This window comes from Marinomonas posidonica, assembly GCF_043643765.1.
In the GTDB taxonomy this organism is placed as follows: Bacteria; Pseudomonadota; Gammaproteobacteria; order Pseudomonadales; family Marinomonadaceae; genus Marinomonas; species Marinomonas posidonica_A.
On record NZ_JBHZSP010000001.1, the window covers coordinates 74,227 to 87,198 of the forward strand.

14 protein-coding genes are annotated in these 12,972 nt (G+C 43.4%); 13 read left to right on the forward strand and 1 reads right to left on the reverse strand.

All coding sequences use genetic code 11. From position 1 onward, the window contains the following. Position 1 precedes the first annotated feature (1 nt). From ACHUFM_RS00450 to ACHUFM_RS00510, 13 genes are all read left to right on the forward strand, one after another. Positions 2–2,056, forward strand: a complete 2,055-nt coding sequence (locus ACHUFM_RS00450) for a phage tail tape measure protein (RefSeq protein ID WP_394178495.1) — start codon at positions 2–4, stop codon at positions 2,054–2,056. Beyond that, complete coding sequence (locus ACHUFM_RS00455; protein ID WP_394178497.1) at positions 2,056–2,367, forward strand: DUF2590 family protein; 312 nt, start codon at positions 2,056–2,058, stop codon at positions 2,365–2,367. The genes ACHUFM_RS00450 and ACHUFM_RS00455 overlap by 1 nt, the downstream gene beginning before the upstream one ends. Continuing rightward, positions 2,364–3,518: a baseplate J/gp47 family protein gene (locus tag ACHUFM_RS00460; RefSeq protein ID WP_394178499.1), complete on the forward strand. Its 1,155-nt coding sequence runs from the start codon at positions 2,364–2,366 to the stop codon at positions 3,516–3,518. Before ACHUFM_RS00455 ends, ACHUFM_RS00460 begins: the two co-directional genes overlap by 4 nt. A gap of 2 nt (positions 3,519–3,520) precedes the next feature. After that, positions 3,521–4,129 carry a phage tail protein gene (locus ACHUFM_RS00465; RefSeq protein ID WP_394178501.1) on the forward strand — a complete coding sequence of 203 codons (609 nt, stop codon included), beginning with the start codon at positions 3,521–3,523 and terminating at the stop codon, positions 4,127–4,129. Positions 4,130–4,150: 21 nt separating this feature from the next. Further along, positions 4,151–5,845: a phage tail-collar fiber domain-containing protein gene (locus tag ACHUFM_RS00470; protein WP_394178503.1), complete on the forward strand. Its 1,695-nt coding sequence runs from the start codon at positions 4,151–4,153 to the stop codon at positions 5,843–5,845. 12 nt (positions 5,846–5,857) lie between these two features. Next, the gene (locus ACHUFM_RS00475) at positions 5,858–6,388 is read left to right on the forward strand and encodes a hypothetical protein (protein WP_394178505.1); all 531 of its coding nucleotides are present in this window, start codon (positions 5,858–5,860) and stop codon (positions 6,386–6,388) included. 5 nt (positions 6,389–6,393) lie between these two features. Then, on the forward strand, positions 6,394–6,951 hold the full coding sequence (locus tag ACHUFM_RS00480) for a baseplate complex protein (RefSeq protein WP_394178506.1): 558 nt from the start codon (positions 6,394–6,396) through the stop codon (positions 6,949–6,951). Next, entirely contained in the window at positions 6,941–7,624 is a 684-nt protein-coding gene (locus tag ACHUFM_RS00485; RefSeq protein ID WP_394178508.1) for a hypothetical protein, read from the forward strand. Before ACHUFM_RS00480 ends, ACHUFM_RS00485 begins: the two co-directional genes overlap by 11 nt. Next, complete coding sequence (locus ACHUFM_RS00490) at positions 7,612–8,352, forward strand: hypothetical protein (protein WP_394178510.1); 741 nt, start codon at positions 7,612–7,614, stop codon at positions 8,350–8,352. Before ACHUFM_RS00485 ends, ACHUFM_RS00490 begins: the two co-directional genes overlap by 13 nt. A 400-nt stretch (positions 8,353–8,752) precedes the next feature. Then, a complete protein-coding gene (locus ACHUFM_RS00495) occupies positions 8,753–9,034 on the forward strand; it encodes a hypothetical protein (RefSeq protein ID WP_394178512.1) in 282 nt (93 codons plus the stop codon). Positions 9,035–9,321: 287 nt separating this feature from the next. Beyond that, positions 9,322–9,675, forward strand: coding sequence for a response regulator (locus tag ACHUFM_RS00500; protein WP_394178514.1), 354 nt, complete (start codon positions 9,322–9,324; stop codon positions 9,673–9,675). Positions 9,676–9,677: 2 nt separating this feature from the next. Next, the gene (locus tag ACHUFM_RS00505; RefSeq protein ID WP_394178516.1) at positions 9,678–10,304 is read left to right on the forward strand and encodes a hypothetical protein; all 627 of its coding nucleotides are present in this window, start codon (positions 9,678–9,680) and stop codon (positions 10,302–10,304) included. A gap of 2 nt (positions 10,305–10,306) precedes the next feature. Beyond that, positions 10,307–11,626 (forward strand): sensor domain-containing diguanylate cyclase, encoded by a 1,320-nt coding sequence (locus ACHUFM_RS00510; protein WP_394178518.1) that lies wholly within the window; start codon positions 10,307–10,309, stop codon positions 11,624–11,626. Positions 11,627–11,700: 74 nt separating this feature from the next. Here ACHUFM_RS00510 and ACHUFM_RS00515 read toward each other — a convergent pair. Then, positions 11,701–12,857 (reverse strand): IS3 family transposase gene (locus tag ACHUFM_RS00515; protein ID WP_394178519.1). Its coding sequence is split into 2 segments (ribosomal slippage): positions 11,701–12,609 and positions 12,612–12,857, totalling 1,155 coding nucleotides; the frame shifts between segments, so codons are not numbered across the junction. Positions 12,858–12,972 lie beyond the last annotated feature (115 nt).

Below are 12,972 nucleotides of genomic sequence, written 5' to 3' on the forward strand. Positions count from 1 at the left end.
AATGGCGCGAGGGTTAGACAGATTGATGCTGACAATCGGTTTATTGGATCGCATTACTGCGCCCATGAAAGGCATTCAACGCACCATCAAAAATGTAACGGATAACTCCCGCAAAGCGTTTATGAATACTGCAGCGGGGGTGACTGCATTAATTGCAGCATCAACCTCTTTTGCTTCCACGGTCAACCCGGCAAATGACATGAACAACGCGCTGAATGAAGTGCGTTCGTTGGAAGTGGCAGATCAAACACTAGCTCGGCTTAATCAAGCTGGGCTCAAATATTCGATTGAGTTTGGTGATCAAGCAGCCGGTTATGTTCGCTCGGCATACGATATTCAATCGGCCATTGATGGCTTGGTGGATAACGATTTGCCGCGGTTCACTACAGCGGCGGGTACGTTGGCAAAAGCCACAAAGGCAAATGTAACCGACATTACCAGTTACTTTGGTTCTATGTATGGCATCTTCAAGCGCCAAGCCAATGAAATGGGCAAGGGCACTTGGGTAGAGATGTTGGCTGGGCAAACTGCGAAAGCAGTGCAAATGTTTAAAACAACGGGGCCAGAAATGTCGGCCGCGTTCGAATCCATTGGAGCGGATGCCGCCACGATGGGGGTAAAACTTCATGAGCAAATGGCGGTATTGGGCACCTTGCAAGCCACCATGAGTGGTTCTGAATCCGGTACAAAATACGGCGCTTTCTTGGAAGGGTTAGCCAATGCTCAGGGTAAGTTGGGTTTGAGTTTTACTGACGAAAGCGGTCAGTTACTTCCGATTGTTGAAATCCTTGAAATGATTAACACCAAAACCAAAGGGCTAAATGCATTAGAAGTGCAAGATGTACTTAGTGACGCGTTTGGCTCCGATCAGGCGGTGTCATTCATTAAGTTAATGTCGAATGACATTGGCAAGCTTAGCAGCGATATAGACAAGCTAGGCAACATAACCAGCATGCAAAAAGCCATTGATATGGCTAAGGCTATGCGTGATCCGTTTGCTCAGGTGGCCGCTGGTATTCGAGGTGTGTCTATTGCGGTTTGGCAAAAGGCATTACCGGCTATTAATCCATTTATTGATTCCATTACAAGCGCCACTTTGGTGATTGTGGAATGGACAGATAAATACCCGCATTTAACTAAAGCCATTGGTTTAGCGGCAACTGCATTTATTGCCTTTGTTGCTATTGCTGGATTGATGAGTATTGCAATTGGCTTGGCCCGTTATGCCATGGTAGGGCTGACGATGCGCTTTATCATCGTTAAGCCCATCGTTTGGGGCGCGCAATTAGTGATGAAGGCATGGACAGCCTCACTGTGGTTAGCAAGAACAGCCTTATTGGCTTACGTGCTTTATGGCCCTGCGTTGGCCGGTGTTTTTATGTCTATGAAGACGGGAATACTAACAAGCTTACCAGCCATTTGGGCGTTTACGGCGGCACTATTGGCTAACCCACTAACTTGGATTGTCGTGGGTGTTGTCGCATTGATTGCCGCGCTGGTCGCTTTGGTTGTTTATTGGGATGACGTAACTGCAGCGGTTAAGCGTTTCTTTTCTGGTATGTCGGCATTGGCTAATACTGCGATATTTGAGCCCATTCAACAGTGGTGGGGAGACTTTCAAGTCTGGCTTGGTTCAGTGTCGTTCATGCCTGAATGGGACTTACGAATTGATTTGTTCGAATCCATTAAGCAGTGGTGGGTCGATTTTAAAAACTGGCTAAACACCCTTGATCCGTTCGCCTTTCTTGGTGACAAGGTAGATTGGCTGAAACAAAAACTCAGTTGGATACCGGGTATTGATGTTGAAAACAGTACCTCACAAGAGGTGGTGTCGAAAGCCGTTAGTCATTCTGAAACAGTAAACAGCATGGTGTCTCTGCCAGGGTCTGGTTCTAGCCAAAGCAGTGGGGACTCTGGTGGGTTGTTTCAATCCATTAGCAATATGTTTGGCGGCTCTAAGAAGTCGGTTCAAGTGGAAAAGATAGAAGTAAACAACCATGGCCAAGGCGTGCGCGGTGACGAGCTTATGTATCAATTGGAAATGGAAGCGGGCTAATGGCGAGCATTGATTTATTAATCAGAGATGATGATTTGGATTTGTCCGCTATTGGCGAGCCACGTTTGGTATCGGGTGGGGATTGTGTCGCACAAGACTTGCGCCACATGATTCGTGAAAAAGCCTATGCATTCAAAATGATTGGTGAACGCAACCCAACAACCATTTCCGCGCTATGCACAGACATTGAAATAGAAATGGAGAATGACGAGCGCGTTTATCCAGGTACGGCCAGTGTTGCATTAAATGGTGAGTCGTTAATGTGCGAAGCGCAAACCGTATCCGGTGAACGCATTACGGTGACGGTATGACAGCAGACTTTGAGCAGGTATTGGTTGATAACGGAGTACCCACAACGGAACAGGCCATAACGGCAGAGTTTCGAACGGTTCTTTCTGAGTCTGGGTCGACCATTGCTAACAACTCTGATTATTCACCGTTTTGGCGGCTTATTTCTGCGATAGCCACTAAGCCTGTGCAGTCGCTTGTGCAATTACTCATTAAAAATGTCATGCCGCAGTTTTTCTTAAAAACAGTGGGTGAATCCTTTATTGAACTATGGGGAGATAGTTACAACTGCCCACGTAAGCAAGCCCAGTTTTTGAAAGGCCGCGTCGTATTTACGCGAAGTAATACGGCGGGAGCTTTCAATGTTCCGGCTGGTACCGTGATTTATACCGATTTAATCAATAACACCATTTACAGGGTGATGACCGATGTAGATGCCGTATTTGATGACGGTGAAGCGGGTTTGATTGTGTCAGTGACATCGGAAACAGCGGCAACCGCTTATAACTTAGAGCCAGGTTATTTCTCGAATTGTGATTTAGAGGGAATCAGCGTTACTAACCCTGATAATTGGATTGATCAAGTCGGGGCGGATTTGGAAGACATTGAAGATTATCGGCCCCGAATTCGTAATGCATTCAATACGCTAAGTCATTACCACACGGACGGTGTTTATAAGTATTTGATTTCATCTTGGGTTGGTGTCAGTGAGCAAAATATCTGGTTTCAGCACGATGCACCGCGTGGGCCAGGAACCGCCAATGCCTACATATTGTTTGAGCTAAATGCGCCAGCGCAAAGTTACCTTGAAACCATTAACCGCCAGATTTCAACAGAAGGCTATCACGGACATGGTGATGATTTGGTTGCTAATGCTATGCCTGAAACTGAGCATGATTTAACGGCCACTGTGTATTTTTCGGACACGTTATTGGATGAAGAAAAAGAAGCCAAAAAAGCGGTGATATATAACGCGATTTACGCGGCATTCCGTGGCAATGCTGCCTATCAGATGACGAAAACAGAGCCCTTTTCTCGCTTCTCATTTACCAATTTGGGTGGTGAGCTTTTCGATTTAGTAGAGGGCTTAGAAGATGTGGAATTTAGCCTTACCAGTATTGTGTCTGAGCTGGCCATTCCTCGCCTAAGTTCGCTGAGTGTGGTCGAGGGCTGAGCATGGAAAAGTATTCGTTACCGGTTTGGATGCGTCATGGAGAAAAAGCAAAAGCACTGAAAACGGCGTTCGATGCATGGTGGGGCAAAGTTGAAAAGTGGCTACAGGTACCGCTCGATCAAATGGATGCGGAAACGTGTCATTCAGCATTACTGAAGTATTTGGCATTCCAAAAAGACGTAAAGCGTTTTTCGAATGAACCTGAAGAGCTATTTAGAAAGCGAGTGAAATACGCTGAGCAGAATGCCATGGACGCTGGTTCGAAAGCTGGCTTTGTCGCTATTTTTGAGCGTTTGGGAATTGGCTATGTAGACGTCATTGAACGGTCAGATTCAGAGAATTGGGATGTCATTACATTACGTTTATCTGACTCCCAAATCGCTGAAAACACAGAGTTATTAAGCTACATCATTCAACAGTACGGACGCACCTGCCGGCGATATGAGTTGACGGTATTAACGTCGCTTGGAGTGAGTATAGAGGTGTTTGAGGTAGGCGGTTCTTGGTCATTGGATATTGCAAAAGAGCAGATTGAACCTTGGCAAGCCAAAACAACGACTCAAAGCGATGAAGTTGGACACACATGGGCTTTAGACGTGGCGAGCGTCTAATAGAAACAAGAGAGAGACATTATGGCTTTTATTACCATTGCCGGAGAAAACCAGATTGCCAAAAAGCAGGGCGACAATGCCACACTTAACATTACTAAGTTTGTGCTGGCATTCATCGACGGGCTAGGAAGCGAGCCAGCGACACGAATAGAATCTATTCCAGACACAGCCAATGTGGTGGATCAATTGGATGTCACTAAATCAGGCTATGTAAACACCAATCAAGTGGTTTACTCATTGGTCATGGGCTCCAATGTGGGTAATTACAATTTTAACTGGATTGGCCTTGTCGATGATGAAGGGGTATTGATCGCCGTTTCATATGTGCCAACCATTCAAAAAAGAAAGAATGACGGCGGGATAGCTGGCAACACCATTACTCGTAACTTTCTTATTGCTTATACCGGCATTCAACAAACTACCTCTATCACCGTACCTGCTGAAACGTGGCAAATCGACTTTAGTGCCAGATTAAGCGGCATCGATGAACGCGAGCGCTTATCGAATTTGGACATTTACGGCCATGAAGGCTTTCTAGGAGATGGCTGGAAAGTAACAGGGGCGAATGGCACTTATAGCGTAGCGGCTGGTGTTGGTTACGTGGGCGGTATTCGCATTAAAAATGCAGAAGCACAAGAAATCACTACGAATACATTTCCAAATGAAATCTGGTTAAACGTGTCTCTTCAAGGTGATATTTCAGACCTAAGTGCCGTTGCAGAATTTGTGATTGATACGGGGCCATTTGAAGATTACACCGACGAGAATGGTGTGGTGCATTACCTCACTAAAATTGCAGAGTTAGATGAAGTAGGGGACGTAGTTGAGGGGCGCAATATTTCACTTCTCAATGACAGCACGTATAAGCGACTGTTTGAGGTAAGCGGTACCGAAAATAACATTATTCTTACATCAAAAGAGAGCGATTCGATTGTTACGGCATTAAAAGACTACAACGAATTCACCTTTGTTGTTCCGCAAACTAATACTAACAAAGTGACTATTGCCATTGATGGGCTAGGCCCAGTTGCATTATCAGGTATCGCTTCAGCCAACCAACTCTTTAAAAGCGCTCTTTTAACGGTACGTTTTATTGCTGGTGAGTTCTATGTCGTTGAACAAGTGAATCCTAAAACAGGTAACAACGTGCTTGATATTGCAAAGTTATGGACCGACACGACTGATATTTTGCGACCAGGTGAATACGCTTTGGACGGCTCAACAATCAGTAGTAACGACCATCCCATTGCCTGTGCAATAGCTGCAGCTTCATCAAACTACATTGAACAAGCGACAAAAGATGCTGACCCAATAACATATGGCGGGTATTACGGCTTTATGAATGAAGAAGACGGCTCGATAACGGTGTCACTCCCGATTGTTGGCGGCGAGTTTATCCGCATGTTTGATGATGGACGTGGTGTTGATGATGGGAGAGTGTTTGGATCTATGCAGAAAGGAACTGTAATGTCTTACAACGAAAGATGGGATGGAACAATACATAGTGCTGAATCTGACACTGAATACCAAGGTAATAGTCAAGCTTATTTAGATGCGTTTGGAATGGATAGAGCAAACCCGCAGGACTATTTGAGCATTAGGGGGTTGGCAATGAATGGGGCTAGTAGTAATAAAGATTTTTTAACTAATACAAGTTGGGGAGGTGGAGTGGCACGCCCCCACAACATAGCCTACTACGGCAAAACCCGACTTTAAGGAGCCTCAATTATGATGTTATACGCATTCAAATTAGGGGCGAAATACCCCATCTTCACCAAGCAAATTCAAGCCAAAAAAGACCCAGTGACAGGTCGTGAAATGATTCCTGCTTTCGCTACAAACGTTGAATTGATTGCAGAAAAAGACGGTCATCAGCGGTATTTTAAAAACGGCTCTTGGCATTATGTCGTCGACAAGGTTGGCACCCAGTATTGGTTGGCCGATGGCAGTCAGCACACCATTGCCACCCTTGGTGAAGAAGTACCTGAAGGGGCGCTATTAGAAGAACCAGAAATGTCGCCAACACTTGAAGAGCAAACTGCATTAGCAAACACGGAATGCACTCGTCGTATCAACATACATTGGAACCAAATCGGTCAAATTAATGCTTCACTTGGTATTTATGGTGAAGAAGACAAAGCCGCGTGTGCTGCATGGATTTCAGCAAACCGTGAAGCATTAATCGCATTGCTTGACCGTGATGATCTTGTGGAACTAGATGTATCAGACGATCAATACTGGCCGAGCTTTGAAGGCTAAATTGAATGATCATCCTTTCCTTAAATGGTACCGAAATCAAAGGATATGGCATTAAGGTAGATTGTGAATTTAGTCTGCCTGAATCCGATTTGTCTGGTAAAAGTTCGTCTACGGCTACAGCGGAAGAGGGCGAGAAAGCATGTCGTTTGCGAGTGTCGCTTAACATTAAGTATTCCGATGCAGATGACCTAAAAAGCATTAAATTACTCAGCATGGATAAAGACAACGACACAGGTACCAGAAAAATCTACAACATTGATAACCAAACAGCCAAAGCGTTTGGTATCAGACAAGTTAAGTTCTCGGACAAATTAACAGCGAGAGAGCTTGATGATGCTCAAGCCTGGCTAGTGTCCTTTGTGCTGATTGAGCATCAATCCATTTCCGAAAAAGTGGAATCGCTAAAAATCAAAGAGAATGAGGCAAAAGCGGTACCTGCAGATGACAAGGTAATTTCAGAAGAAGCCAGTGCAACAACATCACAACCCACTTGGTTAGAAAACGTTTTTGCGTATCTGGATGAAAAGTTAGCCGGCGAGGACTCGGCAACAGATGAAGTATGATTACACTCTCAAAATCAACGGTGAAGCTTCAAGTTTAATAACTCATGACATCGTATTGGATTCAAGCATTCCAGGTCGTGCTACCTTCAAGATTAACGCAACAGATTCACCCAGTGGCATCGTGCTATTTTCATTTAAAGTAAATAACGGCAAGCAGCACAATCACTTCTATGGGTATATCGAAAGAGCGGCCAAAATCAGCAATGGTGTTTGGTCGATCTTTTGCCGTGAAAAAGCCAATGCCCTTGAACAAAGGGTGCCACTATCACTTCGTAACAAAACACTAAAAGATATTCTGGACGAAGTGAAAAAATTAACCGGAGTTGGCTTCACAATTCCACAAGCAGACTACACAACCAAAGCCATTCCTTATTGCTTCAATACAGGGAATGGTTTTCACCTTCTGCAATCATTGGGCAACATGCTTGAGATTAAAGATTACCTTTGGCAACAGAGAAGGGATGGACTCATTTATGTTGGCTCATGGTCCGATGGTCATTGGCCAAAGCAACCCATTAACATTGCCAATAGCTTGTTTGATAAACAAAGCCCAACCCAAAGCGCTGAGATAATGGCAATACCAGGTCTAAGACCAAACTTCATGTTGAACGGGACCAGGTTAAAAAGCATTCGCATGATAGACGCAAAAATGGTGGTGTCATGGAAAAGGTAATTGAACGCGTTTTAATGCGTAAATACCCAGAGCTGAAAAGTGGTTGGCACTTGCCAATGTGGGCAAAAGTGACAGACATACAAAAGCCCCTGGCCGGACAAACGGCAACGGAAGAAGAGCCAATATACACAGTATCGGTTCAGCTACTGAAAAAGAGCGGGGAAGAGGATAAAGACGTTCCAGTAATGGAAGACGTTCTATTGCCCGTATCGGCTGGCGGGGAGCAACGTGGCTTTTGGTCAAAGCCAAGTAAAGGAACCATTGTTGAATTGGCCTTTGCCTATGGATCACCAGCACACCCTTTTATTCGTTCCATATTGCCACATGGTTTAAAACTGCCAAACATGGCCGAGACAGATCAACGCTGGCAACAATCCGAAACCGGATACATGCAAGTGAATAAGGACAACGAGTGGGAAACCAAAGGAAAGAACAGTCTCACCGAGATAGAGAAAGACCTAAAGCTCAAGGCAGGGCAACTAGCCGAAGTCATTGCCACCAAACACCATGCGGGTGACGACACAACAAACATTTATAGTTTGCTTCACGACCTCATGAACACCGTAGCAGACCTCGCTAAAATTGCAGGAACACACAACCACTCATACACATGGAGTGATCCAGGTGGCGCGGCAACCACATCACCGCCTATGAACACATCCAGCTACACACAAAAAAGCGCAGAAGCCACAGAACAAGCGGCCAAGCTGCAACCACTTCTCAAATAGAAACCCCATCAACAAACACAAAAGGGCGCACGTAGCGCCCTTTTTAATGCCTGAAATTCCTCATGGCGCCACACATCCCAGCCCCAAAAAGCACTCCTCCCCACGCCTGCGTGCTTTACGCTTTTTTTGATTTCTGCAATTCTAAAAGTGCAATAACAGGCCGTCATAGCCTATAAACACAGTGTCTTTATGAAAAATGAAATTGCAGTAAACTGAAATGAAATGCAATTTATGAGGTATTTAAAAAAGCTATTTAAATCACTGTAAGCCTTTAAATTTGAGAGGTTAGAATTATTTCTTAATAAAACTCTAAATCAGAACCTTTTTCTTAGTGGCTAGGTTATAAGGTGTGTAATAATCATGCGTCATTTCAAATGAGTTGTGATTAAGGAGTAGTACTATGTTAGATGAAATGTCACCGGAAGAGAAAAGAGCAGAACTCAAAATAGAAATATTTGATGAAGCAATTGAATCTATGGAGAGGTATGGTCGTTATTGGAATGGTTACATATCTAGGACGCTTCGTTTCACATTAGTTGACATGCTTAAAGAAGCTGGTTTTGAGAATGTACAAGTGCAAGAAATAGCGCCAGATTGGGAGCATGTATTCTATTTACCTGAGCATCATTCACTGGTTGATAGTATTGCTCAGAAGAGAGCAAGTGGTATAAAAATAGTATAAGTAATATGTACTAGCACCGAATAAACACCTTTATCTATTTATGTTATTGAAATATATGTAAAAAATGATTCCGGTCCCGGGCACCATTTATGGTGCCTTTTTTGTTTCTGCACCTTTCTGAATACTCCCTCTGTTTTTTCTTTTACTCTGTCATTGATTGTAATGTCTATCGATCTTGCATTTCAGAGACATTCTGTAACAAAAAGCCTCAACAATACCTATCTAGTTTTTCAAAGCCTTTGCGTATGCTATGAGAATATTCATATTAAGCCTAAGGTTGAGAATTTATGTCATTACGTGTCTTACTGGTCGATGATAGTAAAGTCAGTCGTCTAGCGTTGACTAAGTCTTTGCGAAAGATTGATGAGTCACTTCAAATTAGTGAAGTAAACAGTGCCGATGCGGCAGAAGTACATCTGGCTAACGAATCAGTTGACCTGATGTTGATTGACTTCAATATGCCTGAGCGAAATGGATTAGAGTTAGCCGAGGTGGTGTCGGCGCAATATCCGCACATTAAACAGACCTTGGTGACCGCTAACATTCAGGATGCGATTCGTGACAGAGCCACAGCGATGGGATTGGCTTTCATTGGTAAACCTGTAAAACCAGAAGAATTAGCCAATATTATAGGTGGTTAGTGATGGGTAAATTTTTAACTGATGATGAATACGATGTTGTTGTAGAGCTGGTCAATATCGGTGTGGGTAAGTCTGCTGCGTCACTCTCGCAAATTGCTAATGAGGAAGTTTTGCTGAGCGTACCTGTACTTGATTTTTTGAGTCTGCAGGAGGCAACGAAAATTTTCGAAGAAAGACTACCGCAAATGTTGACTGGCGTTAGTCAGGAGTTTTCAGGGTTCTTTTCGGGAAAAGCGGCTTTGCTGTTTCCTGAATCTCGAAGTTTAGATCTGGTCAATGTTATGTTGGGCAGCGAAGATGAGATCGAGATTGATGCAGAATTAGAGGAAGAGGCTTTAAGTGAACTAGGTAATATTCTGCTAAATAACTGTCTTTCTACCATATCGAATATTCTTAATAAACCTGTAAAGACTCTGCTACCACAAACATTTCATTCGATGCCAAACAAGCTGACCGCTCAGCTTGCTGTTGAAGAAACACCAGATACGGTGATTATGTTGTTGAAAATCGACTTTAGTTTGAAGAATCGTGATTTATCAGGCCACTTGGTCTTTGTCATTGATTTCAATGAGAATGGTTCCTTCAAAAAGACGATTAGAGACTACCTCATCGCGCTGGAGGCGTCGTAAAGGTGAAAGAGTTAATTCCTATTGACGTTTTGTTGTCCTCATTTGGCAGTATTGAGGGGGGCATAATTATCCTCAATGCCGAGGGCAAAACAGTTTATCTTAATGAGTGGGTGCAGAATCATGCATTGCTAGTGGATGATAACTATTATGAGCAACCACTAGATAAGGTGTTTGAAGGGGATGTTTCGCCTGCGTTACTGGAAAGTGTTGATAGTGCGGTTAATTCTTCTTTAAGTCGTGTGATGTCTTATCGAATTCACAAGAATATTTTGCCACTTTATCGAAATAAGAAAATAGTGTACGAGCAAGCTCTGAGCGTGTCCGTTTCTGTGACGCCACTGTCAGACATGACGGGCATTTTAATTCGAATTGTTGATTACTCTTCTCTGGTAAAACGTGAAAAGCAATTGCGTCTTAATGAAGCTCTGTTAAAAATTGAAAAAGATTACTTTCAAAAAGCGTCAGATGAGACGCTTTCTACAGAAGAATTTGTTGCCAGTTTTATTCGCCAGATTACGGATAAGGTTAGCGTCATTGACGTTCATTTCTCATTGATTCGAGGGGAAGAGCCTGTTTTCCGATGTCATTCGGGGCAGCCTGAAGAGGAATTGTTAATAGAGATCGAACGCTGTATCCATAGCAAAGAAGTGTTGGGGCAAGAATTGGATAGGTTTGTAACTCATACAGGACAGCAGCTGGGCATGACAAGTTCAGTGATTCATTTCTCTGATGATTCGATAAAGGGCGTGCTGGCGATCGCTAAACCGTCTAGTTTGCTTGATATTGGCTTAGACAAAACGATGATTAAGGTGCAAAGCCTAATCCATAATTTGGTCGAGTGGAAAATTAGTTACGAAAAGTTGAGTTACATGGCCACTCATGACAGTCTGACTGGCTTGTTCAATCGGGCGTATTTAACGAAAAAATTTGATGAATTTAGGTTGCAGGTAGAAGCGAATAAGATCGCTCGTTTCTCCCTATTTTTTATTGATTTGAATAAGTTTAAGCAAATTAATGACGAACATGGTCATAAATGCGGTGATAAGGTTTTGGTGAAGGTAGCTCAACGAATTAAATCCTCATTGGAAGCAGATGATGTTGCCTTTCGTATTGGGGGTGATGAGTTTGTTATTATGAAAGCTGATATTGATCCGCCGACATACGTGGAATTTCTCAAACAACGTATCTCTTCATCCTTCTTGTGTGATGGATTGGTTATGTCGGTTTCATCTGCTGTAGGTTGTGCGCAATACCCAAATGATGGTGAAAATTTGGATGAGTTAATTCACCTTGCAGATGAAAAAATGTATCGTCAAAAGTGATTTTTTATGACGGAGATACAGACATTTTTCTTAAATTAATCTTATAAAATGTAAAATAGCCTTATAAATCGCCACTAGGTCAATAGACACTTCTCAGTCATCTTTTCGAACAGTTTTTCATACTCAACAGGTGACAACATATCATTAGCACTATGGCGTCTGACAGGGTTATAAAACATTTCTATATAATTAAAAATGTCTTGTTTTGCTTCGCCCCTTGTCGAGTAAATCTTTCGCTTCACTCGTTCTCGCTTTAAAAGCTGGAAAAAGCTTTCTGCAACAGCATTATCGTGACAGTTTCCACATCGACTCATGCTGGCTTGTAAATTGTGATCATCCAAAAATCTATGCCAATCATAGCTGGTAAACTGACTGCCTTGGTCTGAGTGAATTGTCACCCTTTGCTTTGGTTTTCTTCTCCACACAGCCATCATCAGTGCATCAAGAACAAGTTCCTTCACCATTCTTGGCCCCATACTCCAGCCTATGATTCGACGCGAATAGAGATCAAGCACGACGGATAAATACAGCCAGCCTTCATGAGTTCGGATATAGGTGATATCGGTAACCCACGCTGTATTCGGGCTTTCTGGATTAAACTGTCTTTCAAGCACATTGCTGACTATCGTATGCGTTTCTCCTGAACGAGCTCTAGGCTTACGGTAACCCACCTGAGCCTTGAGACCTGCTCTTCGCATTAGATAGTGCACTCGATTAATTCCACAAGATTCATTCAAGGATCTCAGGTCTTGATAGATCTTTCGATAACCGTAGACACACCCCGATTCCAGCCACAGTTGTTTGACAAGACCTGTTAGCCGCTCATTTTCCTTAGCGAGTTTTGATTTTGGCTCTTTCAGCCAAACGTAATAACCACTAGGGTGAACATCGAAGAGATTGCACAGACGCCTTACTGGAAAGTCGGCACTGTGATCCCGGATAAAGGCGTATCTTAGTCTGGGTGGCTTGCGAAGTACGCCGCGGCTTTTTTTAACAGATCGCGCTCTTCCGTCACTCGCTTGAGCTCTTTTCGAAGACGAAGAATCTCGCTCGACTCGGCAGAGGCCTCTGCAAACGAATCTGCCTCTGGACCATATCGCTTAATCCAAGCGTATAAACTGTGGGTAGTGGTGCCTAAGCGATTAGCTACTTCTGCAACACTAAAGCCTGCTTCTGTCACTTGCTTAACCGCTTCAATTTTGAATTGTTCTGGGTAACGTACTTTGCTCATAAATACCTCTCAATTAGGTCATTTTATCTAACTAAAAGGTGTCTAGCTAACTAGTGGCGATTCAGAATCTATCAATAACGATTGACTTGTGAGAATCATAGATTGCATACTCGGC

What these genes read in the sequence shown, in the direction of transcription:
- ACHUFM_RS00480 (WP_394178506.1), top strand. Translation starts at nt 6,394, where the DNA reads ATGATCATCCTTTCCTTAAATGGTACCGAAATCAAAGGATATGGCATT.
- ACHUFM_RS00450 (WP_394178495.1), top strand. Translation starts at nt 2, where the DNA reads ATGGCGCGAGGGTTAGACAGATTGATGCTGACAATCGGTTTATTGGAT.
- ACHUFM_RS00455 (WP_394178497.1), top strand. Translation starts at nt 2,056, where the DNA reads ATGGCGAGCATTGATTTATTAATCAGAGATGATGATTTGGATTTGTCC.
- ACHUFM_RS00490 (WP_394178510.1), top strand. Translation starts at nt 7,612, where the DNA reads ATGGAAAAGGTAATTGAACGCGTTTTAATGCGTAAATACCCAGAGCTG.
- ACHUFM_RS00485 (WP_394178508.1), top strand. Translation starts at nt 6,941, where the DNA reads ATGAAGTATGATTACACTCTCAAAATCAACGGTGAAGCTTCAAGTTTA.
- ACHUFM_RS00495 (WP_394178512.1), top strand. Translation starts at nt 8,753, where the DNA reads ATGTTAGATGAAATGTCACCGGAAGAGAAAAGAGCAGAACTCAAAATA.
- ACHUFM_RS00500 (WP_394178514.1), top strand. Translation starts at nt 9,322, where the DNA reads ATGTCATTACGTGTCTTACTGGTCGATGATAGTAAAGTCAGTCGTCTA.
- ACHUFM_RS00470 (WP_394178503.1), top strand. Translation starts at nt 4,151, where the DNA reads ATGGCTTTTATTACCATTGCCGGAGAAAACCAGATTGCCAAAAAGCAG.
- ACHUFM_RS00505 (WP_394178516.1), top strand. Translation starts at nt 9,678, where the DNA reads ATGGGTAAATTTTTAACTGATGATGAATACGATGTTGTTGTAGAGCTG.
- ACHUFM_RS00460 (WP_394178499.1), top strand. Translation starts at nt 2,364, where the DNA reads ATGACAGCAGACTTTGAGCAGGTATTGGTTGATAACGGAGTACCCACA.
- ACHUFM_RS00465 (WP_394178501.1), top strand. Translation starts at nt 3,521, where the DNA reads ATGGAAAAGTATTCGTTACCGGTTTGGATGCGTCATGGAGAAAAAGCA.
- ACHUFM_RS00475 (WP_394178505.1), top strand. Translation starts at nt 5,858, where the DNA reads ATGATGTTATACGCATTCAAATTAGGGGCGAAATACCCCATCTTCACC.